This is a genomic window from Nocardia aurantiaca (genome assembly GCF_009708175.1).
Taxonomy (GTDB): Bacteria; Actinomycetota; Actinomycetes; order Mycobacteriales; family Mycobacteriaceae; genus Nocardia; species Nocardia aurantiaca.
In genome coordinates, this window is record NZ_WMBB01000005.1 from 178,616 (window position 1) to 204,177 (window position 25,562).

28 protein-coding genes and 1 pseudogene are annotated in these 25,562 nt (G+C 68.9%); 17 read left to right on the forward strand and 12 right to left on the reverse strand.

What is annotated here, in order from left to right; all coding sequences use genetic code 11:
* Nucleotides 1-12 precede the first annotated feature (12 nt).
* The 5 genes from GLP40_RS11960 (at nt 13) to GLP40_RS11970 (ending at nt 3,029) form a co-directional block, all read left to right on the forward strand.
* Complete coding sequence (locus tag GLP40_RS11960; protein WP_196054634.1) at nt 13-1,266, forward strand: PucR family transcriptional regulator; 1,254 nt, start codon at nt 13-15, stop codon at nt 1,264-1,266.
* Between the two features lie 201 nt (nt 1,267-1,467).
* Complete coding sequence (locus tag GLP40_RS34425; RefSeq protein ID WP_268867103.1) at nt 1,468-1,593, forward strand: hypothetical protein; 126 nt, start codon at nt 1,468-1,470, stop codon at nt 1,591-1,593.
* Complete coding sequence (locus GLP40_RS34430; protein WP_268867104.1) at nt 1,590-1,724, forward strand: hypothetical protein; 135 nt, start codon at nt 1,590-1,592, stop codon at nt 1,722-1,724. The genes GLP40_RS34425 and GLP40_RS34430 overlap by 4 nt, the downstream gene beginning before the upstream one ends.
* 25 nt (nt 1,725-1,749) lie before the next feature.
* Complete coding sequence (locus GLP40_RS11965) at nt 1,750-2,790, forward strand: phosphotransferase family protein (RefSeq protein WP_154787953.1); 1,041 nt, start codon at nt 1,750-1,752, stop codon at nt 2,788-2,790.
* A 23-nt stretch (nt 2,791-2,813) separates the two neighbouring features.
* On the forward strand, nt 2,814-3,029 hold the full coding sequence (locus GLP40_RS11970; RefSeq protein ID WP_154787954.1) for a DUF3263 domain-containing protein: 216 nt from the start codon (nt 2,814-2,816) through the stop codon (nt 3,027-3,029).
* Between the two features lie 152 nt (nt 3,030-3,181).
* Here the strand turns inward: GLP40_RS11970 and GLP40_RS11980 are convergent, their stop codons facing one another.
* The 3 genes from GLP40_RS11980 to GLP40_RS11990 all read right to left on the reverse strand — a co-directional run bounded on the left by GLP40_RS11980 (nt 3,182) and on the right by GLP40_RS11990 (nt 5,955).
* The gene (locus GLP40_RS11980; protein ID WP_154787956.1) at nt 3,182-4,435 is read right to left on the reverse strand and encodes an MFS transporter; all 1,254 of its coding nucleotides are present in this window, start codon (nt 4,433-4,435) and stop codon (nt 3,182-3,184) included.
* Entirely contained in the window at nt 4,435-5,022 is a 588-nt protein-coding gene (locus GLP40_RS11985; RefSeq protein ID WP_154787957.1) for an ester cyclase, read from the reverse strand. Before GLP40_RS11985 ends, GLP40_RS11980 begins: the two co-directional genes overlap by 1 nt.
* A 99-nt stretch (nt 5,023-5,121) precedes the next feature.
* Nucleotides 5,122-5,955 carry an SDR family NAD(P)-dependent oxidoreductase gene (locus GLP40_RS11990; protein WP_328290036.1) on the reverse strand — a complete coding sequence of 278 codons (834 nt, stop codon included), beginning with the start codon at nt 5,953-5,955 and terminating at the stop codon, nt 5,122-5,124.
* A gap of 71 nt (nt 5,956-6,026) precedes the next feature.
* Here GLP40_RS11990 and GLP40_RS11995 point away from each other — a divergent pair, with 71 nt between their 5' ends.
* Nucleotides 6,027-6,983 carry a LysR family transcriptional regulator gene (locus GLP40_RS11995; RefSeq protein ID WP_154787958.1) on the forward strand — a complete coding sequence of 319 codons (957 nt, stop codon included), beginning with the start codon at nt 6,027-6,029 and terminating at the stop codon, nt 6,981-6,983.
* 373 nt (nt 6,984-7,356) lie between these two features.
* On the opposite strand, the gene GLP40_RS12000 is transcribed toward GLP40_RS11995, so the two are convergent.
* Genes GLP40_RS12000 through GLP40_RS12010 form a run of 3 tightly spaced genes read right to left on the reverse strand, consistent with a single transcriptional unit; the run spans nt 7,357 to nt 12,068 of the window.
* On the reverse strand, nt 7,357-8,772 hold the full coding sequence (locus GLP40_RS12000; RefSeq protein ID WP_154787959.1) for a phytoene desaturase family protein: 1,416 nt from the start codon (nt 8,770-8,772) through the stop codon (nt 7,357-7,359).
* Entirely contained in the window at nt 8,769-10,574 is a 1,806-nt protein-coding gene (locus tag GLP40_RS12005) for a DUF3556 domain-containing protein (RefSeq protein WP_154787960.1), read from the reverse strand. Before GLP40_RS12005 ends, GLP40_RS12000 begins: the two co-directional genes overlap by 4 nt.
* Nucleotides 10,575-10,610: 36 nt before the next feature.
* Entirely contained in the window at nt 10,611-12,068 is a 1,458-nt protein-coding gene (locus GLP40_RS12010) for a class I adenylate-forming enzyme family protein (protein WP_154787961.1), read from the reverse strand.
* Between the two features lie 161 nt (nt 12,069-12,229).
* Between GLP40_RS12010 and GLP40_RS12015 the strand changes: the two genes are divergently transcribed.
* A complete protein-coding gene (locus GLP40_RS12015; protein WP_328290037.1) occupies nt 12,230-13,507 on the forward strand; it encodes a PucR family transcriptional regulator in 1,278 nt (425 codons plus the stop codon).
* 12 nt (nt 13,508-13,519) lie between these two features.
* Here GLP40_RS12015 and GLP40_RS12020 read toward each other — a convergent pair whose 3' ends face one another.
* Nucleotides 13,520-14,350, reverse strand: coding sequence for an SAM-dependent methyltransferase (locus GLP40_RS12020; protein WP_154787962.1), 831 nt, complete (start codon nt 14,348-14,350; stop codon nt 13,520-13,522).
* 24 nt (nt 14,351-14,374) lie between these two features.
* On the reverse strand, nt 14,375-15,283 hold the full coding sequence (locus tag GLP40_RS12025; RefSeq protein WP_328290038.1) for a helix-turn-helix domain-containing protein: 909 nt from the start codon (nt 15,281-15,283) through the stop codon (nt 14,375-14,377).
* Between the two features lie 172 nt (nt 15,284-15,455).
* On the opposite strand from GLP40_RS12025, the gene GLP40_RS12030 reads away from it, so the two are divergent.
* Nucleotides 15,456-15,695 carry a hypothetical protein gene (locus tag GLP40_RS12030; RefSeq protein WP_154787964.1) on the forward strand — a complete coding sequence of 80 codons (240 nt, stop codon included), beginning with the start codon at nt 15,456-15,458 and terminating at the stop codon, nt 15,693-15,695.
* 68 nt (nt 15,696-15,763) lie between these two features.
* Here GLP40_RS12030 and GLP40_RS12035 read toward each other — a convergent pair whose 3' ends face one another.
* The gene (locus GLP40_RS12035) at nt 15,764-16,609 is read right to left on the reverse strand and encodes a 3-hydroxybutyryl-CoA dehydrogenase (RefSeq protein ID WP_328290039.1); all 846 of its coding nucleotides are present in this window, start codon (nt 16,607-16,609) and stop codon (nt 15,764-15,766) included.
* A gap of 546 nt (nt 16,610-17,155) precedes the next feature.
* Here GLP40_RS12035 and GLP40_RS12040 point away from each other — a divergent pair.
* Nucleotides 17,156-17,644 carry a hypothetical protein gene (locus GLP40_RS12040; RefSeq protein ID WP_154787965.1) on the forward strand — a complete coding sequence of 163 codons (489 nt, stop codon included), beginning with the start codon at nt 17,156-17,158 and terminating at the stop codon, nt 17,642-17,644.
* A gap of 173 nt (nt 17,645-17,817) precedes the next feature.
* Here GLP40_RS12040 and GLP40_RS12045 read toward each other — a convergent pair whose 3' ends face one another.
* From GLP40_RS12045 to GLP40_RS12055, 3 genes are all read right to left on the reverse strand, one after another.
* A complete protein-coding gene (locus tag GLP40_RS12045) occupies nt 17,818-18,246 on the reverse strand; it encodes a TIGR03668 family PPOX class F420-dependent oxidoreductase (RefSeq protein WP_328290040.1) in 429 nt (142 codons plus the stop codon).
* Between the two features lie 444 nt (nt 18,247-18,690).
* Nucleotides 18,691-18,975 carry a YciI family protein gene (locus GLP40_RS12050; protein WP_154787966.1) on the reverse strand — a complete coding sequence of 95 codons (285 nt, stop codon included), beginning with the start codon at nt 18,973-18,975 and terminating at the stop codon, nt 18,691-18,693.
* A 43-nt stretch (nt 18,976-19,018) separates the two neighbouring features.
* A complete protein-coding gene (locus GLP40_RS12055) occupies nt 19,019-19,561 on the reverse strand; it encodes an amino-acid N-acetyltransferase (protein WP_154787967.1) in 543 nt (180 codons plus the stop codon).
* 120 nt (nt 19,562-19,681) lie between these two features.
* On the opposite strand from GLP40_RS12055, the gene pgsA reads away from it, so the two are divergent.
* The 8 genes and pseudogenes from pgsA (at nt 19,682) to GLP40_RS12090 (ending at nt 25,549) form a co-directional block, all read left to right on the forward strand.
* On the forward strand, nt 19,682-20,359 hold the full coding sequence (pgsA, locus tag GLP40_RS12060; RefSeq protein WP_407671576.1) for a CDP-diacylglycerol--glycerol-3-phosphate 3-phosphatidyltransferase: 678 nt from the start codon (nt 19,682-19,684) through the stop codon (nt 20,357-20,359).
* A gap of 40 nt (nt 20,360-20,399) precedes the next feature.
* Nucleotides 20,400-20,894, forward strand: coding sequence for a CinA family protein (locus GLP40_RS12065; protein ID WP_407671582.1), 495 nt, complete (start codon nt 20,400-20,402; stop codon nt 20,892-20,894).
* Nucleotides 20,895-20,975: 81 nt separating this feature from the next.
* Entirely contained in the window at nt 20,976-21,392 is a 417-nt protein-coding gene (locus GLP40_RS12070) for a helix-turn-helix domain-containing protein (protein WP_154787969.1), read from the forward strand.
* 186 nt (nt 21,393-21,578) lie between these two features.
* Nucleotides 21,579-22,406: a phage shock protein PspA gene (gene pspA, locus GLP40_RS12075; protein WP_154787970.1), complete on the forward strand. Its 828-nt coding sequence runs from the start codon at nt 21,579-21,581 to the stop codon at nt 22,404-22,406.
* A 607-nt stretch (nt 22,407-23,013) separates the two neighbouring features.
* Complete coding sequence (gene pspM / locus GLP40_RS12080) at nt 23,014-23,922, forward strand: phage shock envelope stress response protein PspM (RefSeq protein WP_230329488.1); 909 nt, start codon at nt 23,014-23,016, stop codon at nt 23,920-23,922.
* A gap of 221 nt (nt 23,923-24,143) precedes the next feature.
* Nucleotides 24,144-24,203: pseudogene (locus tag GLP40_RS35060) on the forward strand (hypothetical protein); the annotation flags it as partial.
* Between the two features lie 156 nt (nt 24,204-24,359).
* Entirely contained in the window at nt 24,360-24,536 is a 177-nt protein-coding gene (locus GLP40_RS33225; protein WP_196054635.1) for a hypothetical protein, read from the forward strand.
* A gap of 68 nt (nt 24,537-24,604) precedes the next feature.
* Nucleotides 24,605-25,549, forward strand: a complete 945-nt coding sequence (locus GLP40_RS12090; RefSeq protein WP_154787971.1) for an NADP-dependent oxidoreductase — start codon at nt 24,605-24,607, stop codon at nt 25,547-25,549.
* Nucleotides 25,550-25,562: the final 13 nt, after the last annotated feature.

Here is a 25,562-nt window from a genome sequence, read left to right on the forward strand (position 1 = left end):
ACACTCCTCCCTATGCGCAGCGCACTGGATTCGCCGGAAATCGTGGAGTTGATGGGCGCGGTCGCCGAGGTGGCGCTCGCCGAGCTCGACGAGCTCGTCGTGGAGATGGACGCCGACGAGATCGCCCGTAATCCCGCCATGGGCGCCGATGCGGCCTTCCTGGCGGACATGTCGGCGAGCAACCGCGCCAATGCCGCGCGGGTGCTGACCACCTTCGCCCGTCGGGAGGCGCCGACCGCGGTCGACATCCCGCCGGAGGCGCTCGACGTCGCGCGCACGGTCGCGCGGCGCGGGTTCGATCTCAATGCGATCTTCCAGTCCTACCGGCGGGGTCAGAACATCGTGTGGCGGCGCTACATGATGCATGCCATCCGGCTTTCGCCATCGGGCCCGGTGCTGGGGCAGCTGCTCGAGGCGGCCTCGGAGCGCATGTTCGAATACGTCGATGGCGTGATCGGCAAGGTCATCGCGGCGGCCCAGCGAGAACGTGAGGAACTGCTCGGCGGCGTGCTCGCGCGCCGCACCGAGACGGTGCGGCTGATCCTCGACGGGGCGCCGATCGACAGCCACCGGGCGAGTGAACGGTTGGGCTACGCGCTGTCGCGTCGGCATACCGCGCTGGTGGTGTGGACGAGTTCCGCTGCCGCGCAAGGTGTTCTCGAATCGACAGCCACGCTGTTGGCGCGGTCGGTCGGGGCGCGGCAGCCGCTGACCGTGAGCGCGGGTGCGTCGACCCTGTGGGCGTGGCTGGGCACCGATTCCGATCCGGACACCGCCGCGTTCCACGCCGCGGTCGCGGCCGCGCCGGCGGAGGTTCGGGTGGCGGTCGGCCCGACGGCTCCGGGGATCGCCGGTTTCCGGCGTTCGCACGCCGCGGCGCTGGACCTGCAGGGCCTGCTCGCCGGTTATCCAGACGGCGGGCGGCTGGCGTTGCATCGCGACCTGGAGGTCACCGTGCTGGCCGCGCAGGATCACGGCCGGGCGGTTGATTTCGTCGCCTCGACACTGGGCCCGCTCGCCACGGACACCCCGGCCGCGGCGCGGCTGCGGGAGACGCTGCGGGTCTTCCTCGACGAGGCCGAGAACGCGCCTCGTGCCGCCGCCCGGCTGCACACGCACCGGAACACGGTGCTGCAGCGGGTCGCTCGGGCGGCGACGCTGCTCGGTTACCGGCCCGGTGAACACCGGTTGGCGGTCGAACTCGCGCTCGAACTCGCGCACCAGCTCAGCCCACGGGTGCTCTCGCCGCGGGCACGCCACGACTGAGTGTGCCCCCGCACATTGTCCTCGGCGAAGACTGGGCGGCTCCACATGTACCGGTGAATGACTCTGTTCTAGCGTGAACCAACGTCACCGGCGGCAGCCCGAAGCCCGCCTGCCTCGGTGCCGCAACGCCCGCAGACGCGCCCGGAAAGAGAACCACGCATGGACACAGATCCGCTTCGCTCGCAGCCACGAGGCGTGCCCGTGACCAGTGCGGTCCGGCCGATCGAGCGATCGCGTAATCCGTTCCCGCGCACGGCGACCGCGCCGCAGACGCACGGGGTTCAGCACTATCCGAACCTGCCGGCGATCTCGACATCGACGACGTGATCGCGCATTGCCGGGAACGGCTGGCCGACTTCGAGGCTCCCGGCAGTCACGTGTCCGGCGAGCCGTTGCCGCGCAATGCCGACGGCAAGCTGCGCCAGAGCGAGCTGCGCCGGCACGCACCGCTGCGCTGAATCCCTGAGATCTGAGGAGTTTTCGATGTCGTTGCACCCTGCACCGCCCGTCGGTATCGACGTCGTCGCGGTCGAACGGTGGCTGGCCGAGCTGGGAATCCCGGCCGTGGCGCCGCTGCGGTTCGAGCGGATCGGTCTGGGGCAGTCGAATCTGACCTACCGGGTCACCGATGCCTCCGGCGCCGCATGGGTGCTGCGCCGGCCTCCGCTCGGGCGGATTCTGGCCTCGGCGCACGATGTCGCGCGCGAGGCGCGCATCATGGCGGCCCTGGCGGACACCGGGGTGCGCGTGCCGCGCATCTTCGGCGTCACCGCCGAGTCCGAGTACTCACAGGTGCCGTTGGCGCTCATGGAGTTCATCGACGGCATGACCGTCGACACCATGAACAGCGCGCGCGCCCTGACACCGCGGCAACGGCACGCGATCGCCTCGACCCTGCCGGGTGCTCTCGCCGCCGTGCACGCGATCGATCTCGACGAGACCGGTCTGCGAAACCTCGCGGGGCACAAGCCCTATGCGCCACGCCAGCTCGCCCGCTGGGCAAAACAGCTCGAACAGTCCAAGACTCGCGAACTGCCCGAACTGGACGATCTCACTGGCCGACTGGCCGCCGCGGTGCCCGAACAGCGGGATCTGACCCTGGTGCACGGTGACTTCCATCTGCGGAACCTGATCTTCTCCCGGGACACGGAGGAGATCGTGGCCGTCCTCGACTGGGAACTATCCACCCTGGGCGACCCGCTGGCCGATATGGGGACCCTGCTCACCTATTGGCCGGAGCCGGGTGAGACGACGGGCGGCGACTTCGCGCCCTCGACCCTGGAAGGGTTCCCGGACCGCGCGGAAATGGCGAAGTTGTACCTGGCCGAAACCGGTCGCGACCCCGACGCACTCGCCTACTGGCACGTGCTCGGACTGTGGAAGCTCGCCATCATCGGCGAAGGCGTGCGACGAAGGGCGCTCGACGACCCACGCAACGACGGCGGCGCGGGCATCCCCACCGTCGCCCGTATCGACGCGGTGGTCGAGAAGGCTCTGGAAGTCGCGGCCTCAGTGGGACTCTGATCCTCTCCCGGAATCACCGACCGATGAACAGACACGAGAACGACATCCTGGAATTCGCCACCGCCTGGGCGCCTTATGGCGGCAATGACGCAGAGGCCTTCGTCCGATTCGGTTTGTCCTCCAGGGAATTCCACACGCGCCTGCTGCGCCTGCTGTGTTCCCCCGCCGCACGCATACTCGCCAACACCACGGTCGCACGGCTCCGCGCCCAATGCGTCGACCGCCTCGAACACCGCTGAATTCGGCCGGTGCACTCCATGCCGCACACGGTATGGAGTGCACCGAATTCGTTTGCCCCCCAGGCTATTCGAGGATCAGCGGAAAGCGGTAGGCCACCGCGGCGACCAGCGAATCCGTCCATTGCGTCAGCACCTCGTGCCCGGCGGCGCGGTCAGCATCGTTTCGGCGTCCGCACCTCTGGAAGCCGTCGGCGATCAGGATGACGCCGAGGGGTAGGCCGGGCATGTCGTCGATGTTCATCGGGGAGCGGTTGCCTTGCGGGCAAGCAGGAACGGCCCATCCGGTGCGAGAGGACCGCCGGTATCACGGCCGCGAGGACGACGACGGCGGCCGCCGCGGGTGTGGCGCGCAGCCGGCCCGCGTTCACCATGACCCCGCCGAGCGCGGAGCCGGCGGCGATGCCGATGTTGAACGCGGCGATGTTGAGGGTGGCCGCCAGGGTGCTGGTCGGCCCGGCGATGGTGACCACCCGGGCCTGCAGCGCGGGGACCAGGGCGAAGGCGCTGACGCCCCAGCCGATCAGCAGGATCACCGTCAGGGCCTGGCTGTGATCGGCGGCGCGCACCAGGGCCAGCACGGTGGCGAGCAGCAGGAGGATGACGGGCAGCGCGGCGAGGGGGTGGCGGTCGTCGGCCCTCCCACCCAGTACACCGCCGACGGCGGAGGCCGTGCCGAACAGCAGCAGTAGGAGCGTGACCGCGCTCTGGTCGAATCCGCTCACCGTCTCCAGATAGGGGGCGATGAAGGTGTAGGGCACGAAGATCGCTCCCCAGCCGAGGACGGTCGTCATCAGCGCAAGCGCGAGAGCGGCCGGCGCCCGCCGCGTCGCCGCGACGGGCCCGCCGACCGCAGGCGCGGTCTGTGGCCCGGGCAGCAGACGGTGCAGAGTGAGGGCGGCGACGGCCGAGAGGATGGCGACCGCGGCGAACGGTGCTCGCCAGGAGAGATGCTGCCCGAGCAGGGTGCCGCCGGGGACGCCGATCACGGTGGCCACGCTGAGGCCGGTGAACATCAGGGCGATCGCCGCGCCGCGCCGCGCCTGCGGCACGGCGGCTGCCGCGACCACGGAACCGGTGCCGAAGAATGCTCCGTGCGCGGAGGCGGTCACCAGTCGGGCGACCAACAGCACTGGGAAGTCGGGCGCCAGTGCCATCACCAGGTGTCCGGCGCTGAAAAGCGTCATCAGGGCGAGGAGGGTGGTGCGCGGTGGCAGCCGCCGGGCCGCGAGGGCCAGGACCGGCCCGCCGATCGCGACGCCGGCGGCGTAGCCGGTCACCAGGTAGCCGGCGGTCGGCACCGAGACCGACAGCGTGTCGGCCAGTGTGGGCAGCAGGCCGACGACAACGAACTCGGTGGTGCCGATGGCGAAGGCCGCGAGGGCGAGGGCGTACAGGAGCAGAGGCATCAGCCGTTGACACCCAACTGGGCCAGCAGGGTCTGGTTGTCCTCGATATGCCAGTCCTCGATGATCTTGTCGGTGCCGACGTGCTGGATGTCGATGGCGTTGAAGTCGACGTTCTGGCCCTTGCCCTGGGCGCCATTGAAGATACCCGTGAAGTGGCCGCGGAAGACCAGCCGGGCGGTGATCTTGTCTCCGGTGACCAACAGGTCCGACAGCTCGCAGGTCAGGTCCGGCACGGCGGTGCGGAAATTCTTCGAGGCGAAGGCCGGGCCGGTGGGCCCCTGCGGTCGTCCGGTGGGCAGGGTGTTGTCCCTGAACTGGGGGCTGACGGCGGCGTCGAGGTACGTCTGCTGACCGGTGTTCCAGAAGGTGTACAGCTGCTGGGCCAGCTGAACCTCCTGGGCCGCTCGCTTCTCGCCGATCGAGCGGTCCACGGTGAGCGCCTGGGGCTGCACCAAGCCGGGCGAACGGTCGATCAGATTCTGCGGCCAGGGGTCCGAGGACCGGTAGTGGGCGTGGGCGGCCGCGGCGGTGCCACCGGCCAGGCAGGCGGCGAGGACAGCGGTGAGGATCAGGGTGCGCGAACGCATGGGATCACTCCTCGAATCAGTCGGTCACGCATCCGGTTTCGGGCGTGCCGGGGTGGCCGGCCAGCCTTCTCGACAGGCCGGAATGGATTGAGCTGTGCGTCAGATCTGGCGCAGTGCGCCGCCGTCGACGGCCCATTCGGCGCCGGTGACCTGGCCTGCGAGCGGGGAGAGCAGGTAGGTGATGACCCGGGCGACGTCTTCGGGTTCGCCGAGCCGGGCGCTGGGCAGTCGCCGCACCTCGTGCACGAAGTGGTCGATCGCCGCTTCCGGCGCGAGGCCGAACTGGGCGCCGAGCTGCTCGGCGAACCCGCCCGGGGCGTCCCACAGCCTGGTGCGGGTCGGGCCGGGTGCGACCACATTGGAGCGCACCCCGCGTGGGCCGAACTCGCTCGCGAGGGTCTTGTTCAGTGACAGCAGGGCCGTCTTGGCGGAGGCGTAGTCCACCAGGGGCACGTCGGGCAGCCGGGCGGCCTCGCTTGTCACGTGGACCAGTGAGCCGCCGTGCTCCAGCAGGGCAGGCAGCGCTGCGCGGGTCATCCGGACGACCGAGTGGAAATTGAGGTCGAATGCGGCCTGCCACTGTTCGTCGGTCACCTCCAGGAAGCCGGCGCGTGCGTGAAGACCGCCGACATTGTTGACCAGGCCGTCCAGGCGTCCGTGGCGGGTCAGTACTTCGGCCACGACCTGCGCGGGCGCTTGCGGATCGGTCGCGTCGGCCGCGAGGACGCTCGCCCGCTCGCTGAGCCCCGCGATGCCCTCGATGCTGCGGGCCGTGCCGATCACGGTGGCCCCCTCGGCGACGAGGGTGCGGACCGTGGCCGCGCCGATGCCGGCGGAGGCTCCCGTGACCAGGAAGACCTTGCCGTCCAGTTGGAGATCCATCAGCTGTTCCTTCGCGTCATTGGGATCGGCCGCCGTCTTTCCGGCGGCCACACCACAACCCTCGCTCAGGCTCCACTGATAAGTCCAAGGCTTGTTTTCTACGTCAACGATAAAATCTGCTCATGGCAATACCGACCTTCCGGCAGCTCGAATACCTGGTCACGGTCGTCGACACCGGTTCCTTCACCCGCGCCGCCGAGCACCTGCATGTCACCCAGCCCGCGCTCTCCCATCAGATGCGGGCCTTGGAGAGCGCGGTCGGCGGCCCGCTGCTCGAGCGCCTGCCGCGCTCGGTGCGGCTGACTCCGATGGGCCGGGCGGTACTGCCGCATGCCCGCGCCGCGCTCGCCGAGGCCGGACGCCTGCACACCGTCGCACGGCGCACGGCCGGCCTCGAGGAAGGCGAGCTGGAGATCGCCGCCATCTACTCGGTCAGCCTCGGCATCCTGCCGCCCGTCCTGCGCGCCTGGCGCCAGCGTCACCCGGGTGTGCGGATCCGGCTGCGCGAGTACCCGCACACCGATCGGCTCCAGGCCGCCATCGCCGGAGGCCGCGCCGACCTCGCCATCGGTCCCGTTCCGGTCGCCTGGGAGGGGCCGATCCACGAACTCGGCGCCGAGGAGTTCGCGATCGTCCTGTCGGCCGACGATCCGCTGGCCGACCACCCCACGGGCAGCGTCGTGCTCACCGATCTCGCGGACCGTGCCTGGGTCCACTACGCCCCCGACCATGGTCTCGCCGATCTGCTCGACCACGTCTGCGTTGAGGCCGGCTTTCATCCGCAGGCGGCGATCCGCGTCGAACAGACCTCCGCCGCACCCCTGCTCGCCGCCGCCGGGCTCGGCCCGGCTCTGGTACCGGCCAACATCATCCCGCCTCACTTCGACGGCGTCCTGCTCCGCCCCGATCCTCCGGTTCGCCGCACTCTCACCGCCTACACCCGCGCCCGGCCAGACCCTCTCACGGTGGCTTTCGCCGACTTCCTGGCCGACCAGGCCCGCGTCGACCCGACCGGATTCGCGGCGGCCGCCACGCTTGTCGACCGGACGGACACCCCCGCGCGCGGACAGAACCTCTAATGCCGCAATGTCGCGCTCGCACACCGTGTTCCGCACATCCACGGTCGCGCGCGCCTTGCGGGAACCGCGGGTTCGCCTCGAACTGCTACGACCGAGTCGATGTCCGCGTCGGCCAGCACATCCAGGCCGGCACCCATCGTGACCGGATGCCGGACTGCTTCGTCAGCGACGCCGCCTGATCCCTGCGAGGACACCGCGACTCATCCCTGCGGGTCACAAGCCGACCAGTGTGAACAGCCCCGGATCCCGTTCCGGAAGTCGTGCCGGATGTGTTCCGCAATGACCGTATGGCGACGATGTCAGTCGCTACTCGATCTCGGATGTGTGAGGTCGGGCGATGCCGGATTCGACCGGGCCTGTGGGGGATCCAGCGTCACCGCCCGAGATGGCGGAGCGCTGCGGCGGCGGCATTGGCGCCGCACATGCCGTGGGCGCCGGGGCCGGGCGGGGTTGCCGCCGAGCAGATGTACATGCCTGGCACGCCGACGCTGTAGGGCGACACTGTGATTCGCGGACCGAAGATGAGTTGGCGAATGTCCTTGGACCCGGTCATGATGTCGCCGCCGACGTAATTGGGGTTGTAGGCGGTCATATCGGTGGCGGTGCGGACGGTGTGGCCGATGATCCGGTCGCGGAAACCGGGGGCGAAACGTTCGATCTGGGCGATGATCGCGGCGGTCGCGTCTCCGGTATAGCCGTGGGGAACATGGGCATAGGTCCACACCGGCTGGATGTCGCCGATCGAGCGTTGCGGATCGGCCAGGTACTGCTGGCCCACCAGGACGAACGGCCGCTGCGGCATACGGCCGATGTGGATGTCGCGTTCGGCGGCGGCCAGTTCGGCGTACGCGCCCGCGAGATGGACGGTCCCGGCGCGGCGGGCGTCCGGATTGGTCCACGGCACACCGCCCTGCACGGCGAAGTCGACCTTGAACGCGCCGGGGCCACGTCGGAATCGCCGGTAGGCGCGGGCGATTCGTGCGGGCAGCCGGTCGCCGAGGATGTTCGCGACCGCGTCGGGTGCGAGGTCGAACAGGGTCAGGTCGGCGCTCGGCAGCTGTGATGCGGCGTCGATACGGACCCCGGTTTCGATCTTGCCGCCCAGGTCGGTCAGCAGGGCGGCCAGCGCGTCGGCGATCGACTGGGAACCGCCCGCCGCGACCGGCCAGCCGTGGCGGTGCCCGGCGGTGATGATGCCGAGCCCGATGGCGGAGGTCATCGGATAGTGCAGCGGCCGGAAGGCATGGGCGGCAATGCCTCCGAAGAGTGCGCGGGCCTGTTCGGTGCGGAAGGTCCGGGCCAGGGTGGACGCGGGGAGCAGGGTCGGTGCGCCGAACCGCGCCAGCGTCAGCGGATGGCGCGGAATCCGCAGCAGGGGCCGCATGATGTCCGCGCCCAAATCGTCGTACCGGGCGGCCGGGCCTTCGAACAGCGTCCGCCAGCGCCGTCCGTCCGCGCCGAGTCCTGCCGCGGTGTGCCCGACCGAGCGGTGCAATACTCCGGCCGAACCATCGTCGAGTGGATGCACGCAGTCCAGTTCCGCGGTGCGCCAGGACAATCCGTACTTCTCCAGCCCGAGCTCGGCCAGGAACGGCGACCCGACGGCCATCGGGTGGATGGCCGAGCACTGGTCGTGGAACAGTCCGGGCAGGATGGCCTCCTGGGTGCGGGTGCCGCCGCCGATCTCGGCCATCGCCTCCAGAACGGTGACCTGCACGCCCGACCGCGCGAGCGCGACCGCCGCGGCGAGCCCGTTGGGGCCCGCCCCGACCACGGTCGCCGTGCTCATGCCGTCGCCTCGTATTCGCCCCGGGGAACCGCCTCGGCGGCACCGGTTTCCGGCCTGGTCCATGTGACCTGCACCGGGATGGGGCCGTTGGGCAGCCAGGGCTGTTCGGCGACGGCGTCGGCCACCTTCCAGGCTCCGCGTTCGACCACGCCGAGTGCCGCATCGATCACCTTGTAATGCTGCACCTTGCTGCCCCAGGCCTGCGACTCCACCCAGACGATGACGAGTTCACCCGGTTCGAACCGGGCCTCGCTCTGCACCGCGGCGATGAGGTCCTCGTTGTGCAGGTGACCGTCACCGAAGTTGAAGCCGATCAGCGAGTTGCAGGTGAACTCGGCCTCGCGCACGGTGCGGGTGTCGATGTCGGGCAGGTTCTTCAGCAGCACCGAGAACAGGCCGCGGCCCTGGCTGTGCATGGTCCGCCAGCCGATGGTCTGTTGCATGGTGATCTCGGCCCATAGCGGTTCATAGCCGAACGCGACGAACTGGTCGACCTGGTTGGCCGCCGAACGGGTGACCCGGTTCAGTTTGGCCTCCGCGCCCGGCGCGAACGCCCACACCGCCGAGGCCCAGTTGCCCGCGTACTGCCGCATCGACGGCAGGAACGACACCTTGTCGGGCCGGAAGTTGCCCAGGATCGGGAAGAACAGCAGCCCGGCCAGCAGCGCCGCGGCCAGCCACGGCGAGGAGAGGTCGGTGACGGCGTAGCCCTGCTGGTTGGGGAAACCGAGGAACAGGAACACCGACGTGTAGGCGAACAGGACATTCCATTCGAGCGGCACCGCCAGCGGGAAGGTGGAGGCGATGAACAGGTGGAACAGCACCATGACCGCCACGGCGACGCCGGTGAGCCACGGGTAGGGGGAGAACAGCAGCGTCAGCGGGGCGAGGATCTCGACGGTCGTGCCGCCCACGTGCGCCATCAGATCCGCGAGGCGGGAGGGCCGCAGGTCGCGCGGGAAGTCGCGATAGTGCGCGCGCTTGATCCAGGCGAACGGAATCGACGGGCTGTTGCTGACCATCGGCGGCACCACATGGGAGAAGTGCTTGCCCAGCTTGGAAACTCCCGCGCCGATCCACACGACCACGATCAGCAGTTTGAGCGCGATGATCATGTCGACGAACGGCAGCACGGCGAAGAAGAACAGCGCGGGCAGGTACTGCTCACCGCGGGCGGCGAGGAAAACGGTCTTGTCCCGCAGGCCGTTGAGGATCAGCAGCGCGATCGGTGCGACGAGCAGCGCGGGATTCACCAGGCCGGAGGTGTTCGCGGGCAGCGCGGCCACCAGCGAATCGCTGTGCACCCCTGGGGAGAGCAGCGCCACCGCGACGCTCAGCAGCAGCCCGGCGTAGAGCGCCACGTCGAACGCGCCGCGCCGGTCGCCCGCGGTGAAAGGCACCCATTTCCACGGGCGTAGCCGGATGGTGCCGCGACGCGCCCAGAACAGGATGCCGCCGGTCATCGGTTTGACCTTGCCCGCCAGCGGACCCCAGGACCCCGCCACGCCGATCGCCTCCAGCAGCACGGTCCACAGGATGAGCTTCTGATAGACGATCGGCTGATTCCACCACTGCGAAACATGCCAGAAGGCGGGCAGATTCGAGGTGGCGGTCGCGACGATCACGCCGCCGAGCGCGTACAGCGCGATCAGCTTGACGATGTAGACGACGTGCACCATGCGCGGTGACCCGAATCCCTGCTCCGCCCAGGTGGTGGCGAGGATTCGCATGCGCTCCATGAGCGGCAGGTGCAGGAACGTCTCCGGATCGACCTTCGGCAGATCCGGTGTGGTGAACCCCATGGTTCGTTCTCCTTGTCGGCGAGAGGTTTTCGTTGGTCAGGACGCGGCGGCGAGACGGCGCAGCGCGGGTTTGTCGATCTTTCCGACCGGGTTCTTGGGCAGATCGTCGAGAATCGTGATCGAGCGGGGCAGCTTGTATTTCGACAGAGAGCGCCGCAGATGCCGATCGATCTCGGCGGGTTCGAGGTCGCCGCCGGCGGTGAGCGCGACGTACAGGGCCGGTTGCTCGCCGTACAGCGGATCCGCGACTCCGATGGCGGCGGCCTCGGCGATCTGCGGCAATTGGTATGCGGCGGTCTCGATTTCCTTGGGATAGATGTTCTCGCCGCCGCGAATGATCATGTCCTTGGCGCGATCGACCAGCACCAGGTAGCCGTCGGAGTCGATGCGGCCGATATCGCCGGTCCGCAGCCAGCCGTCGACCACCGTGCGCGCGGTGTCCTCGGGACGATTCAGGTAGCCGCGCATGACATTCGGGCCCGCGATCCACACCTCGCCGGGCGTTCCGTCGGTGACCGGAGACCCGTCCTGGTCGGCGATGCGAATCCGCTGTCCGGGCAAGGGCGGACCGACCGTTCCCGGCTTGCGGAGTCCGGTCGCCGGGTTGAGCGTGCTGGCGCAGGTGCCCTCCGACAGCCCGTAGCCCTCGATGATCGGTACGCCGTACCGGGACTCGAAGCTGTCGAGTAGTTCCACGCTCGCCGGCGCCGCCCCGCAGATCGCGAACCGCACCGCTGACAGGTCCGGCCGCACCGAGGGGGGCAGATTCGACAGCATCGTGTAGATCGTCGGCACCGCCGAGAAGTACGTGGCGCGTGCGGCTTCGAGCCGGCCGAAGAAGGTCTGTGCGTCGAACCGCCCGGCAATGGTGGTGCGGCCGCCCGCCAGCAGCGGCGACAATACCGAGACGACGATGCCGTTGACGTGGAACAGCGGCAGGATCAGCAGGCAGTGGTCGGTGGCGGACAGCGACAGCGCGTCGATCACCATGCCGCACATGGCGTTCAGATTCGAGTGGTCGAGCATGACGCCCTTGGGGCGGCCGGTGGTGCCACTGGTGTAGATCACCAGCGCCAGTTCGTCTCCGGCGCATTCCGACGGCGGCACGGCATCCGGTTCGGCATCGGCCAGGTCGTGCACGGGGATCGTCACCGCCGCCGGGAGGTTCTCCGAGCGGTCCAGAGCGACCAGGACTTTCGCCCCGGAATCGGTGATCTGATAGGACGCCTCCGACGTGACCAGCGACGGGTTGAGCGGTGTCACGGCCGCACCGAGCCGCCAGGCGGCGAACAGGATGACGACGAGGTCGGCGGTATTGGGCAGCATGACCGCGACCACATCGCCCGCCGAGACGCCGTGTGCGCGCAGCGCACTCGCGGCCCGGCGCACCGCGATCAGGAACTCGGTGTTGTTCAGGTCGCCGCCGTCGTCGCTGAGAGCCGGCGCGTGCGGATTCACGGCGGCCCGGAGATCGGGAAGGGCGGGAAGGTTCATGGCGCTCCTCGCTGAGTGATGCGGTGGAGCGCCCACGGTAGGAGTGTGACCGGCAACCCGTCTTCGTCCGGAAGTGACGACGTTCACATCCGGTTTCGTCTCCGGAGGACGAACCTGCGGCGAATTGCCCATCTCGTCCGGCCAGGTTCTAGGGTGAGGCTGTGACGAGCACACGTCACGATGACGTCGACGCAGACCGCTACATCGAGGCGATTGCCGCCCGGATGTCCGAACGGGTGACCGATGTCAGCGTGTCCATCCGCGAATTCCTGGAGAGCGACATCGCCGAACTGCGCGGCGATGTGCGCACCGGTGAGCTACTCGGCGCCAGCGTCGAGGCCAATGTCGGCACGATCCTGCACGCGCTGCGCTACGACCTGCCGGTCGCCGGAATCCACGCACCGCCCGCCGCCGTGGAATACGCCAGACGCCTTGCCCAGCAAGCGGTGCCGGCCACCGCCCTGATCCGGGCCTACCGGCTCGGCCAGCGTCGCATGACCGAGTTGGTCTTCGCCGAACTCCGTGCCCTGACCATTCCGGCGGCTGAGCGGATCACCGTGGTCGAGCGGATCACCGCGATGCTGTTCGAGTACATCGATCGCATTACCGAGCAGGTCGTGGCCATCTACGCCGAGGAGCGGGAACGCTGGCTCGAACACCAGAACAGCCTGCGGGCCGTGCGCGTGCGCGAAATCCTGGCCGGCCACAAGAGCATCGACGTGGAAGCGGTCGGCGAGACCATCCGCTACCCCCTGCGCTGGTATCACCTCGCGCTCGTGGCCTGGTATCCCGAGGGCGACGGCGATGCCATCGCCCGCCTGCAACGCGTCATCGGGGACCTCGCCGAGAGCGTCGGCGCGGAATCCGCCCCGCTCATCATCGCCATCGACCGCGCCACCACCTGGGCATGGCTGCCCTACCGCGCCGAACCGGCCGACGTGGCCGCCCGAATCCGCGCCTTCGCCACCGCCCACCGCGACACCCCGGCCATCGCGCTCGGTACCCTCGCCGCCGGACTCGACGGATTTCGCCTGTCCCACCGAGCGGCTCAACGCGCCCGCTCCGTCGCGATGGTGCGCGGCCTGTCGGCGGCCACGGTCGTCGCCGTGGACGATCCGGGCCTCGCCGCCGCCGGCCTCTTGGGTGGCAACCTCCCCGAAGCCCGCGAATGGGTCGCCGAGGTTCTCGGCGACCTGGCCGCCGACACCGACAACGACTCCCGCCTCCGCGACACCCTCCGAGTCTTCCTGCGCGCCGGTTCCAGCTACAAAGCCGCTTCCGCCGAACTGGACCTCCACGTCAACTCGGTCAAATACCGCATCAGCCGCGCCATAGCCCGCCGCGGCCGCCCGATCGCCGACGACCGCCTCGATGTGGAACTGGCCCTCCTGCTGTGCCATTGGTACGGCCCGGCCGTGTTGCGGTCGACGACTTCTTGACGCCCGGCTCGTTCAGGGTTTGCGGCCGATTCCCGCCCAATACCAGGCGCTTTCGGCATCGGCCACGGGGGTGGGGCGGTCGGTGAGTTCGGGGTGCCAGGTCGCCACCGGGACCAGGCCCGGGTCCACGAGAGTGGTTCCGGCGAAAAGCTTTCCGGTGTCGGATTTGCTGCGGGGTTCGAAGGGGATTCCCGACGATTCGGCGGCGGCCTTGACCCCGGCCATGGCTTGCGGGGCGAAATCGGCTGTGGGATGGGTGATCACGATATAGCTGCCGGAGGGGACCGCGTCGAGGAGGGTGGCGATGATGTCGGAGGGATGGTCGCTGTCGCGGAAGTACATCATGATCGCGATCAGCATGATGGCGACCGGTTCGGACAGGTCCAGCGTCGCGGCCAGGTCGGGATGGTCCAGGATCGACCGCGGATCGTGCAGGTCGGCGTGGATGAATCGGGTGCGGCCCTGCGGGGTGCTCGCCATCAGCGCCCGCGCATGGGCCAGCACGATGGGATCCTTGTCGACGTAGACGACGCGCGCCCCGGGATCGAGGACCTGCGCGACCTCGTGGGTGTTTCCGGCTGTCGGAATGCCGGTACCGATGTCGAGGAACTGGGTGATGCCGGCCTCGGCGACGAGGTGGCGGACCGCCCGGCCGAGGAATGCGCGATTGGCGCGGGCCATCGTCTTGATGGTGGGCACGTGCTGGGCGATGGCATCGCCCAGCGCGCGGTCGGCCGGATAGTTCTCCTTGCCGCCGAGCCAGTAGTCGTAGACGCGGGCCTCGTGGGCGACGGTGGTGTCGATCTCGATCGGCAGGTGTCCACCGAAGGGACTGTCGGACATGGATTCTCTGTTCTGGTCGAGACGCTAGTTCGCGTCGGGAGGAAGGGGTGTGCGAAGCCGGTCGAGGAAGTCGGCGGTCTGCATCGGCGGTGCCGCGCAGACACACAGCCGGTCCCAGACCTCGTTGAAACGATCCAGGTCACCGCGTTTGTCCAGGAACTGTGCGCCGTTCGGATGTTGCAGGTAGGCGATATCGCCGAATTCGGGCGCCGCGAAACGCAGCAGGGTGAAGGCGGAGCCGCTGATGGCGGGGCCGCCCACGTGGTCGGGCAGCACCTGCACGGTGACACTGGGCCGGGCCGACAGTTCGGCGAGATGCTCCAATTGCCCCTGCCAGACCTCGAATCCACCGATCGGCCGCCGCAGCGCGGCCTCCTCGATGACGAGCCACACCCGGGGGGAATCGGCTCGGTCGAGCAGTTGCTGACGGCGGACCAGCAATTCGACGCGCCGGTGGATCTCGATCGCCGAGCCGCGCTCCGCGATGGCGAGCAGGGTGTGCGCGTATGACGGCGTGCGCGCCAGATCGGGCACCAGACACGGTGCGTAACAGCGGATCAGTGACGAGGCGTCCTCGAGCGCCAGATAGGTGTCCGCCCGTGCCGTCGTCAGATCCGGACCCGCCTGCCAGCGCCCGACCGCATTCGCCCGCTGCGCCAGTCGTAGCAGCTCGGTCCGGGCGCCGTCCTCGTCGACACCGTATCGCGTCAGCAGGTCCTCGATATCCCTCGCGCGGAAGGTGACTCGGCCCGCTTCCATCCGGCTGATCTTCGAATGCGAAGCCCGGATCGCCCTCCCCGCGGCCTCCCCGCTGATACCGGCGTCTTCCCGCAGTCTTCGCAGACGCAGCCCGACGGCGCGCCGCAATAGGGCCGGATCATCGTCCGAGTCGGGCTCATCGTCGGCCCCCACATCCACGGACTCGTTGATCACTGGCACTCCTGTCGGCGTGAGCATCGCGTATCAGAGTGTGCCACAACGTATTACCGGGCACCTGTCGAAGACTTGCACGTGCCGATGCACGTGCATCCCGGTAGACTCGGCACGAGATCAGCTTGGGGGAACGGTGGAAACACCCAGCATCACACGAGAATTCAACTCGAACATGGATCGCCGAATCGGAATCGCCGATGTCGTCCTCGCATACGGCATCCAGGAGGTTCGGCGCAGAGTCGAACAGCTGCGCGCTGCCGGGCAGTACTACGCCGCCACGGCCATCGAACGTGAACTTCGGGCGGTAGCTCCTCCCGTCGCTCGTGACGACGACGTGGATGCCCCTCGACGTCGGCCGGACGCGACCGAGACGGGCAGAGCGCACGGGACTGCCGCGCTGCTGGCCCGCTGAGCGGAGGTATGACAAGGGCCGCTGTCCGTGGCGGAGTGCCCGCTGAGCGGCCCTTGCCGACTCGAAGGTCAGTAGGTGTAGAAGCCGCGGCCGGTCTTGCGGCCGAGGTAGCCCGCGTCGACCATGCGGCGCAACAGCACCGGGGGTGCGTACTGGGGTTCGCCGAATTCGGCGTACAGCGATTCGGCCACCGCGAGAGTGACGTCGAGGCCGACGGTGTCGGTCAGGCGCAGCGGGCCCATGGGGTGGGCGCAGCCGCTGACCATGCCCTCGTCGATGTCCTCGGCGCTGGCGAAGCCGGTCTCGAACATCCGGATGGCATTGCAGAGGTAGGGGATCAGCAGGGCGTTGACGATGAAGCCCGCCTGGTCCTTGGACTCGATGGTGCGCTTGCCCAGCACGTCGCGGGCGTAGGCGGTCACCTTGTCCACGACCTCGCGATCGGTCTTGAGGGTCACCACGATTTCGACCAGCGGCAGCACCGGAACCGGGTTGAAGAAGTGGACGCCCACCACGCGGCCCGGGTTGGCGGTGGCGTTGGCCAGGCGGATGACCGGGATGGAGGAGGTGTTGGTGGCCAGGATGGTCTCGGGCGAGACGATGGCGTCCAGCTTGGCGAAGAACTCGGTCTTGAGCGCCTCGATCTCCGGGGCCGCCTCGATGACCAGCTCGCGGTCGGCGAAGTCATCGATCGAGGTGGTGACGGTGATGCGGGCGCGCGCCTCGTCGGCCGCGGCCTGCTCGAGCCGGCCGGACTTCACCGCGCGCGCCAGCGACGTCTCGATGCGCGCGACGGCGGCGTCGGCCGCCTCGGTGTCGCGTTCCAGAACCAGGACCGACCCGCCTGCGCGGGCGGCCACCTCGGCGATACCGGCACCCATGGTGCCGCCGCCGATCACGCCGATGCGTTGCACTTGCTTCTCCTTGTACCTGGGGGAAATCGCCGTCTATCTTGCTCGACCGGAAAGCCCGGCCGTCCGCCGGGCGGCTGTCGTGAGCTTCGCCACGCCCCTTGCCGTCCCCACAGCCACTGGACAGTGTGCGTGTCGCAGGCCACAGCACCCGCGAACAAGGGCACAAAGCCCGGTACTGTCCTGATGCGTCAAACATGCTGAGCGATCACCATGGGCGATTACCCCCGAGCGAGCCCCGAGCCGACGCAGACCGGTCCGGGGCTCGATCGGTCACAGTTCGTCGGAGCGCCGGATATCGACTGTGCGGCGGTGGTTTCCGTAACTGTCACAGCTTCGGCGCCATGCCCCGGCGGCGAACGGTTCGGGCCCCGATTTCCGCACGCCTTTCACCGGCTCGGACATCTTCGGACGCTGGATCGATTCTTTGACCATGTCCGGCGCGACAACCGGCAGCGCCGGCGACCCAGGCGTCGGCGCGGTGGAGGACGCACAACCACTTCTGTGTTGTACTCGTCGAATCCGAGCACGGAAGGAGACCTTCGCGGGATGGTCGATCGAATGGTGGTGTCACGGCTGATGGCGGCGTGTGCGGTTCCGGTGCTCCTCACCGCGGGGTGCGGTAGGGGCGAGACGGCATCGGACGGCAGCATCCCGAACGGCGAGGTGCAGGCCGTCACCACGACCTTCGAGCGGTTCTTCGACAGCTCGATCGCCGTCGACCAGAAGGCGGCGCTGCTGGAGAACGGTCAGGCTTTCACGGAAACACTGGAGCGCCAGGCGAATTCGTCGATCGCGGGCGGTGCGACGGCGAGTGTCTCGCAGGTGGACGGGGCCGGGCCCGCTCGCGCGACGGTCACCTTCACCATCAAGAAGCATGGGATTCCGCTGCTTGTCAACCGCCATGGCATCGCACTGCAGATCGACGGCTCGTGGAAGGTCGCCGCGCAAACCTTCTGCGATCTCCTACGGGTCCAGGGCAGTCCTCCGGCGGTCTGCGACGCCGGGCCGACGACCACGCCGTCACCGACCAGCTGACCGCCCTCGATTCGGCCCGAGAGGCCGTGGTGGCGCTGTCGGATGGCGCCGCGCGCCCGATCGGAATCGGCCTGTTCACGATGCCGCGCGGACGACTCGGTGCGGTTCGCACACCTCACGGTCCGACATGGGGTGCTATCTGTTTCGTCGGATAGCGACGAGCTCCCACGTCATTAGGCATATGACCAGCCGCGGATCGAGTCGACGGCAATCTGGACGAGCGGCCCCGCCGGTGGAACAGCTTGGTACTGAGAGTATTTCGCTGCCAACCAGCTGAGGGGGAGCGCGCGGGCGGCCGGGTCGGTGAGGATTTCGGCGATGCCGTCCAGCCGGGACCACCACAGCCGGGTCCAGTCTTCGTCGTAGTGATCCGCGAGCAATGAGACGCGGGGGTTGGCGGCGATATTGCGAAGGCGGCGGAGATCGGTGGTGGTCTTGGGTTTGTGGTCGATCGCAAAGACCACGAGCAGCGGCGAATCGGTAGGGGAGACCGCGAAAGTGACGGGGACCAGGTGAGGTAGGCCCGCGGCGTCGGCGGTGGCCAGGCGGGCCACCCGAGCGGCGCGGAACCGGGACACGGCGGTGGATTCGTCCGATCGCACGGATCGACGGTAGACCGCCGGTGGCGATGCACGGTGACCGGTCCCGCCAGCGGGCTCGGGGGAGATGGGACAGCGGCGCGCGGACAGGCCGTCCACCACGATGCGCAGGTCGCGGTGCCACTGGTCGGCAGCGGCGCTGGGGCCGACAGTGTAGCCGACGATGGGACTTCGGCCAGCGCGAAAGCCACGTCCTCCCCAGTGATGTCGCCTCGCATCGAGCCGATTTTCCGTGCCCTGCCGGCCAATTCGCGCAGCTCTCCGATGCGGCGGTCCGCATCGCGGCTGCCCGCGCCGCCCAGGTCATCGTTCACACCACGGCTTTCGGCCGGCCGGTCTCGGCTCAGATCCACGACGCCAAGGTCGTCGGCGGCCGCACCCGGATCGAAATCTCCGGCGCCGAAGACGATCTGGCCACCCGCACGGCGGGTGGGATTCGTGCCTCGCTCAGGACACGAACGCGCCCATGGTCGGCAGCCACTCGACGATGCGCTTGTCGGTCAGCAGCCCCTGCCGGTTGAACGGGTCGTCCTCGAAGAGCTCGGTCACCGACTCCAGGTCGTCGGCCTTGACCAGGATCAGCGCGCCCGAACCATCCGGGTACGGACCGCTGGTGAGCACGGTGCCCGCGTCGACGAGGCTGTTCAGCCAGGCGCGGTGGTCGGGCCGGTGGATGTCACGGGCGGGGACGGTGGCGTCGGAGTAGACGTAGTGGACGGCGAAGACGGCCATGGGCTCATCGCTCCTGATCGAAGTCGGTACGGATACGGAAAGGTCAGAGCGTCAACAGCATTCGGGTATTCCCGAGCGTGTTCGGCTTGACGTAGGACAGGTCCAGGAATTCGGCGACACCGGTGTCGTAGGACCGGCACATCTCCGCGTACACCTCGGCGGTCACCGGCGTGCCCTCGATCTCCACGAACCCGTGCCGGGCGAAGAAATCCACTTCGAATGTCAGCACGAACAACCGCTTCAGCTGCAGTTCCCGCGCGACCGCGATGAGTTGCTCCACGATCAGCCGCCCCGCGCCCGTCCCCTTGATATCCGGATGGACCGCGACAGTGCGCACCTCACCGAGGTCGGCCCACAGCACGTGCAGCGCGCCGCAGCCGAGGATCTGCCCATCGCGTTCGGCCACCCAGAATTCCTGTACCGCCTCGTACAGGGTCACCAGATTCTTCTCGAGCAGGATCCGGCCGGCGTAGATGTCGATGAGCCGCTTGATCTCGGGCACGTCAGAGGTTCGCGCTCGACGGACGATCGGCGCGACCGCCGCCTGCCCGTCGATCGAACCACTGTCAGGTGCCCGTGTTGTCATGGGGTGCACAGTAGTCGGCCCGCGTACCGATAGGCTTGTCGGTGTGTCACTCATCCAGCTCTCCCGCACACCGGCATGGTCCGGAAACCATGGCCGGTGTCTCGGCCGGTGGGGGCGCTGGTGACTGTGCAGCGTGACGAGTTGGAGGGTCGCTGGACCGATGCCGGTCCCGCGGTGAGTCCGGGATTCGCATCCGTGCCCCGGCCCGACGCGACGGTGGAACCGGCGCCGGTGCCGGTGATGAACATCGCCAATGTGCTCACCGTGCTGCGCATCCTGGTCGTCCCCCTGTTCCTGCTGGCCCTGTTCGTCGGCGGCGGGCATGAGACCGAGTGGCGCTGGATCGCGGCCGGGCTGTTCGGCGTCGCCGCCATCACCGACCGCATCGACGGGCAGTTGGCTCGCAAATACGGCCTGGTCACCGACTTCGGCAAGCTGGCCGACCCGATCGCCGACAAGGCGCTCATCGGCGCGGCGCTCGTCGGGCTGTCGATGCTGCACGACCTGCCCTGGTGGATCACGATCGTGATCGTGGCCCGGGAATTGGGCGTCACGCTGCTGCGGCTGGCCGTGGTCCGGCGCGGGGTGATTCCCGCGGGCCGGGGCGGCAAACTCAAGACGCTGGTCCAGTCGGTCGCCATCGCCGTGCTGCTGCTGCCGCTCTCCGGCGGATTCGCTTCGGCCGGAATGGACTTGATGTATGGGGCCGTGGTGCTGACGGTCGTCACCGGCGTGGATTACGTCGTGCAAGCGGCCCGCCTCTGGTTCGGGTCGCCGGGCGGCAGTCGTGCGCCCTGACGTCGAGGCCGCGCTGTCCCGCGTAGCGACCGCTGCGCCGATTCCGCCGGACTTGCTGGTCACCTCGGCACCCGCCGCCGACCTGGTGGCCGCTCTGGCCGCCGCTGGTCAGACCGTGGCCACCGCGGAATCGCTGACCGCCGGGCTGCTCAGCGCCACCATCGCGGGAATTCCGGGCGCGAGCGCGGTGTTGCGGGGTGGACTGATCGTTTACGCCACCGACCTCAAGGAGTCACTCGCCGGTGTGAGTGCGGACACCCTGGCAGCCGACGGACCGGTGGCCGCGACCACCGCCGAACAGCTGGCGGTCGGGGCTCGTCGCCGCTGCGGAGCGGACTGGGGAATCGCACTCACCGGCGTCGCCGGACCGGAACCTCAGGACGGCAGGCCGGTCGGCACGGTATTTCTTGGTATAGCGGGTCCGGAGTCCACCGAGGTACTGCGGTTGAAGTTGTCGGGGGACCGGTGGACGATCAGGGTGGGCGCGGTTCGCGCCGCGGTCACCGAGCTCGTCCGCATCGTCAGGGACGAGTGACGAGGCCGGGAACGCGCGGCCGACGCCGGACGTTGTCCAGTCAAACGCTGAGTCCGGCGAGACGAGTGTGAGGAGAACGAGATGACGCTGCTGCGAGAAGCGATCGGGGAAAGCCTGCGGCGCGCTCGGGTCGCCCAGAGCCGGACGCTGCGTGAGGTCTCCACCTCCGCGCGCGTGAGCCTGGGGTATCTGTCGGAAGTCGAGCGCGGCCGCAAGGAAGCGTCCAGTGAACTGCTGGCCGCCATCTGCCAGGCATTGGACGTGCCGCTATCGCAGGTGCTCTTCGATGTGAGCGCGGCCATGGCCGACGCCGACAAAGCCACCGCGCTGGCCGCCGGCAAGGCCACCGCGAGCGTGGCGACCGGCAAGGCCGCCGCGAAGGTTACTCCCCGGGGTGGCGATGGTGACGTGGCACTGGCCGCGGACGGAACTTTCGGCCCCCGCATTGTGATTCCGGCCCCGAAGTCGGATCGTCTGGTACTGGTGGCCGCCAAGTGATCACTGTGCTGTGGAGCCGAAAGGGATAAATTCTCTGTAGGCTTCGTGCCGGAGACGTCGTGCTGCTGCCGAAATCTCCGGAACAGCCGTTGCACAGTGGAGATAGGGACAACAGGGGTGCGCGAGGGTCGCGCACTACTGTCGCGCTACCGGGCGCGGCACGTCATATGGAGGCGGGATCAATCGATGGCTAATCCGTTCGTGAAGGCCTGGAAGTACCTGATGGCCCTCTTCGATTCGAAGATCGAGGAGCATGCGGATCCGAAGGTTCAGATCCAGCAGGCCATCGAGGAAGCCCAGCGCCAGCATCAGGCTCTGTCGCAGCAGGCCGCGTCGGTGATCGGCAACCAGCGCCAGCTGGAGATGAAGCTGAACCGCCAGCTGGACGAGGTCGAGAAGCTCAATGCCAATGCGCGCCAGGCGGTTATGCTGGCCGACCAGGCGACCGGCGCCGGTGACACCGAGAAGGCGATCCAGTACACCAATGCCGCAGAGGCTTTCGCCGCGCAGCTGGTGACCGCCGAGCAGGCCGTCGAGGATCTGAAGGTGCTGCACGACCAGTCGCTGCAGGCCGCCGCGCAGGCCAAGAAGGCCGTCGAGCAGAACGCCATGCTGCTGCAGCAGAAGGTCGCCGAGCGCACCAAGCTGCTGTCCCAGCTGGAGCAGGCCAAGATGCAGGAGCAGGTCTCCGCCTCCCTGCAGCAGATGGACTCCACCCTGTCGGCCCCCGGCACCACCCCGAGCCTGGACGCGGTGCGCGAGAAGATCGAGCGCCGCTACGCCAACGCCCTCGGCGCCGCCGAGCTGGCCCAGAACACGGTCCAGGGCCGCATGATGGAGGTCCAGCAGGCGTCGGTCCAGATGGCCGGCCACAACCGCCTCGAGCAGATCCGCGCCTCCATGCGCGGCGACTCCCTCCCCGCCGGCGGCGCCCAGCCCCAGATCCAGCAGGGGCAGCCCGCCCAGCCGGCCGCCCAGCCCAACTTCAACAAGGGTCAGGCCGCCCAGCAGTAACTGCTGCGCGAAAGGTAGTACGACGATGGGGAGATCGCGGGCCGACAACAGTCCCGCGAACTCCCCTGTGCGCTTTCTGCGCCGAACCCGCGCCGAAACCCCCGACTCCATCCCCGGTTTCCCTTCCTCCTTCCCCCCGCCCGTTACCCCTCAGCCGCCTGCCCCGACCGAAACCGCCGGGCATGGAATGGCTTCCGCCCCGATGGCGGGCACTGTCCCCGCGCCGGAGTACCCCGCGAATCCTCACCAGGATTCCGCCGCGCGGGCGCCGCAACCGAATTCGCCGACGGCCTCGACCGACCGGTCCGCGCGGAAGCGTCTGATCGGACGCAAGCCGGATGTCCGCCCATCGGCGCCCGCGGCGCGATCACAATCGAGTGCGGACCAGACCTCCGGCGCCACACGGCAATTCGACGCCGGCTCTGCGGGCATGAGTCCGGCGGGAACCCCGAACGCGAATCCTGCCATGCAGCCGCGGTCGACGACGGGGCCGGAGATGGGCTGGGCCGCACAATCCGACGCTCATCGAACCGACCACCGATCGCCGCTGGGTGCCGGGCGGTCACCGCATGGGTCCGCGGTGCAGCCACCCGGGTACCCGCGGCCGATGTCCGGGTCCGAGGCGGGCATGGGCGATGCCGAGTTCGCCGATGGCGGCGGCCGCCGGAAACGGGCGCGGCGGGAGCGGGTTGCCGAGACGGTACGGGAGGTGTTGGCTCCCACCGGGTTCGAACCCGAGGAAGTGGCGCAGCGATTGCCGGATACTCTGCGGGGCGTGGGGGAGCAGGCGTTGGTGGCTGTGCGGAAGTGGGCGGATCCGCGGGAGCGCGAACTGCGCAGGCGTCGCCGGGCCCGGCGTCGAAGCTTCCGGCTGGGGACGGCATCCGGTTTGACGACGGCCGGAACCGTTGGACTGGTATTGATTTCGGCGCCGGCCTGGGCGGTGGTCGTGGTCGGCAGCGGTGCGGTCGCGCTCGTCACCGGTACGGCGGTGACCGCCCGCCGCTATTTGGAGATGCGCAAGCAACCCTTGCCGCAGGCCACGTTCGTCCCTCGTAAGCTGCCGCCCATCCGCTCCGCCGCGCGGGCCTCCATCGCCCGATTGGTCCGGGCTGAGCGCGCGCTCCACGGCCTGCATTCGCAGATCGCACGTTCAGGGCGACTCTCCGAAGACGACCTCGACGACACTCTGGAAACAGCTGCCTCCGGTGCTGCCGCACTGCACGCCTTGGCGCAGGATGTCGTCGCCATGGAGCGCGCAGCCGAGGCCCTCGGCGCGAATTCGCCCCTGGGCGAGCACGTCCGAGCCGTCTCCATCCGCCTGGACGGCGGAGTCATCGAGTACGAGGGCATGGTCGCCGCCGCGGCCCGGGTCCTCGCCGTCCCCGAGAGCGCGGCCGTCACCGACGATCTCGGCTGGGCCATGGTTCACCTCCGCGACGCCGCCGACCGCCTCGACGGCTGGGCGCAGGCCCTCACCGAGCTCGCCGACAACCGCTACCGCGCCAATCCATAAGGCCCGGAGCGGCATTGGGGCGCCGGGCGCACTACACGGTGCCGCGTCGGGCCCGGTGAGACCATCGAAGCGTGGGAGTCCTCAGCGTCTGGCACCTTCTGATCATCCTGCTCGTTCTGCCGGTCGTCGTCGGCCCAGTTGGGGCGGTGCGTCGAGTTCGGGCCCCCGATCCGGGTGGGGAGTGCTGGTGCGTCAACTGCGGGCTGGTCTTCCGATAACCTCCGGCACGGTTGCGCTGGTTCGATGGATACCGGTGGACGGATCAGACCAGAACTCGGTGACCCCGATTGCGGCTCGGAGTTGCGCCGCGGACTCGGGGTGAACCCTGATTCTGTCCCGGATATTGGTGCTGACCTGGTGATTTTGTGACGTGAGGGACGCAGTATGGATGGTGTCGAATCGCGCGGACGGCGGTTCGGAGACTAGGGAGGTCAGTTATGTTCTGGAAGATCCTCGGCGTCGTCGTCCTCGTATGGATCGCCTTCGCGGTGCTCGGGTGGCTGATCAAGGCGCTGTTCCCGATCCTGCTGGTGAGCGCCATTATTTTCGGTCTGTACGTGCTGTACAAGGCGCTGTCGGGGTCCAAGGACAAGTCGCCGCTGAGCAAGTTCTGAACGGTCGAGTCGTGGACCGTCCCCCCTGGATGGCCAGGGGGGACGGTCTTTTTTCGTATGATCGCCACATGGCTATCGCTGTCGTTGCCACCGCCTACGGTGGACCGGAAGTCTTGTCGCTCATCGAGGTCGAGGTTCCCGAGCCGGGGCCGGGTGAGGTCACCATCGCGGTGCGTGCCGCGGGAGTGAATCCCTTCGACTACAAGCTCTATAGCGGCGCGTTCGGGACGGATCCGGGCAAGCTGCCGATCCGGCTCGGGTTGGAGGTGGCCGGCGTGGTCACCGCCGTCGGTCCGGACGCGGTGGGTCCGGCCGGGCCGATCTCGGTCGGCGACGAGGTGATCGCGCCGGTGGTCGGCGGCTACGCGACCGCCGTCACCGCGAACGCCGCCCGCGTCGTGCCCAAGCCCGCCGACGTGGACTGGAAACAGGCGGCCGGTGTGCTCAGCGTAGGCGCGACCGCCGTGCACATGCTCGCCGCGACCGGCGTCGGCCCGGGCGATACCGTGCTGATCCACGGCGCCGCGGGCAGTGTCGGCGCATTGGCGGCGCAGTTGGCGGTGGCGCGGGGTGCGCGGGTGATCGGCACGGCCTCGCCGAGCCGCCACGAACGGTTGCGCGCCTACGGCGTCGAGCCTGTCGAGTACGGCCCCGGGCTGGCCGATCGCGTCAAGGCGTTGGCCCCCAACGGAATCGACGCCGCTCTCGACACGGTCGCCACCGATGAGGCCGTCGATGTCTCCCTCGAACTGGTCCCCGACCGGAGCCGGATCGCGACCATCGTCGCATTCGGCCGGGCGGCCGCGGACGGCTTCAAGGCGCTCGGCCAGGCGCCGGGCGCAGATCCGGGCACCGAGATTCGCGGCAATGCCTGGCGCGAATTGCTGCCGCTCTTGTCGGCGGGCAAGCTCGATCTGGCGATCGCGAAGACGTTCCCCTTGGCCGAGGTGGCCGCGGCGCACGAGTTCGTGATGGCGGGCCACGCGGGCGGAAAGGTCATCCTGCTGCCCTGAACCGGTCCGCATC

Coding starts and splice junctions, on each gene's coding strand:
- GLP40_RS12020 (WP_154787962.1), bottom strand. CDS start 14,350: ATGTCCGACAGTCCCTTCGGTGGACACCTGCCGATCGAGATCGACACC.
- GLP40_RS12070 (WP_154787969.1), top strand. CDS start 20,976: ATGACGCTGCTGCGAGAAGCGATCGGGGAAAGCCTGCGGCGCGCTCGG.
- GLP40_RS12040 (WP_154787965.1), top strand. CDS start 17,156: ATGGTCGATCGAATGGTGGTGTCACGGCTGATGGCGGCGTGTGCGGTT.
- GLP40_RS12000 (WP_154787959.1), bottom strand. CDS start 8,772: ATGAGCACGGCGACCGTGGTCGGGGCGGGCCCCAACGGGCTCGCCGCG.
- GLP40_RS11970 (WP_154787954.1), top strand. CDS start 2,814: ATGAACAGACACGAGAACGACATCCTGGAATTCGCCACCGCCTGGGCG.
- GLP40_RS12090 (WP_154787971.1), top strand. CDS start 24,605: ATGGCTATCGCTGTCGTTGCCACCGCCTACGGTGGACCGGAAGTCTTG.
- GLP40_RS12050 (WP_154787966.1), bottom strand. CDS start 18,975: ATGGCCGTCTTCGCCGTCCACTACGTCTACTCCGACGCCACCGTCCCC.
- GLP40_RS11980 (WP_154787956.1), bottom strand. CDS start 4,435: ATGCCTCTGCTCCTGTACGCCCTCGCCCTCGCGGCCTTCGCCATCGGC.
- GLP40_RS12010 (WP_154787961.1), bottom strand. CDS start 12,068: ATGAACCTTCCCGCCCTTCCCGATCTCCGGGCCGCCGTGAATCCGCAC.
- GLP40_RS12030 (WP_154787964.1), top strand. CDS start 15,456: ATGGATCGCCGAATCGGAATCGCCGATGTCGTCCTCGCATACGGCATC.
- pspM (WP_230329488.1), top strand. CDS start 23,014: ATGTCCGGGTCCGAGGCGGGCATGGGCGATGCCGAGTTCGCCGATGGC.
- pspA (WP_154787970.1), top strand. CDS start 21,579: ATGGCTAATCCGTTCGTGAAGGCCTGGAAGTACCTGATGGCCCTCTTC.
- GLP40_RS12055 (WP_154787967.1), bottom strand. CDS start 19,561: ATGACAACACGGGCACCTGACAGTGGTTCGATCGACGGGCAGGCGGCG.
- GLP40_RS33225 (WP_196054635.1), top strand. CDS start 24,360: ATGTTCTGGAAGATCCTCGGCGTCGTCGTCCTCGTATGGATCGCCTTC.
- GLP40_RS11960 (WP_196054634.1), top strand. CDS start 13: ATGCGCAGCGCACTGGATTCGCCGGAAATCGTGGAGTTGATGGGCGCG.
- GLP40_RS11995 (WP_154787958.1), top strand. CDS start 6,027: ATGGCAATACCGACCTTCCGGCAGCTCGAATACCTGGTCACGGTCGTC.
- GLP40_RS11985 (WP_154787957.1), bottom strand. CDS start 5,022: ATGCGTTCGCGCACCCTGATCCTCACCGCTGTCCTCGCCGCCTGCCTG.
- GLP40_RS11965 (WP_154787953.1), top strand. CDS start 1,750: ATGTCGTTGCACCCTGCACCGCCCGTCGGTATCGACGTCGTCGCGGTC.
- GLP40_RS12005 (WP_154787960.1), bottom strand. CDS start 10,574: ATGGGGTTCACCACACCGGATCTGCCGAAGGTCGATCCGGAGACGTTC.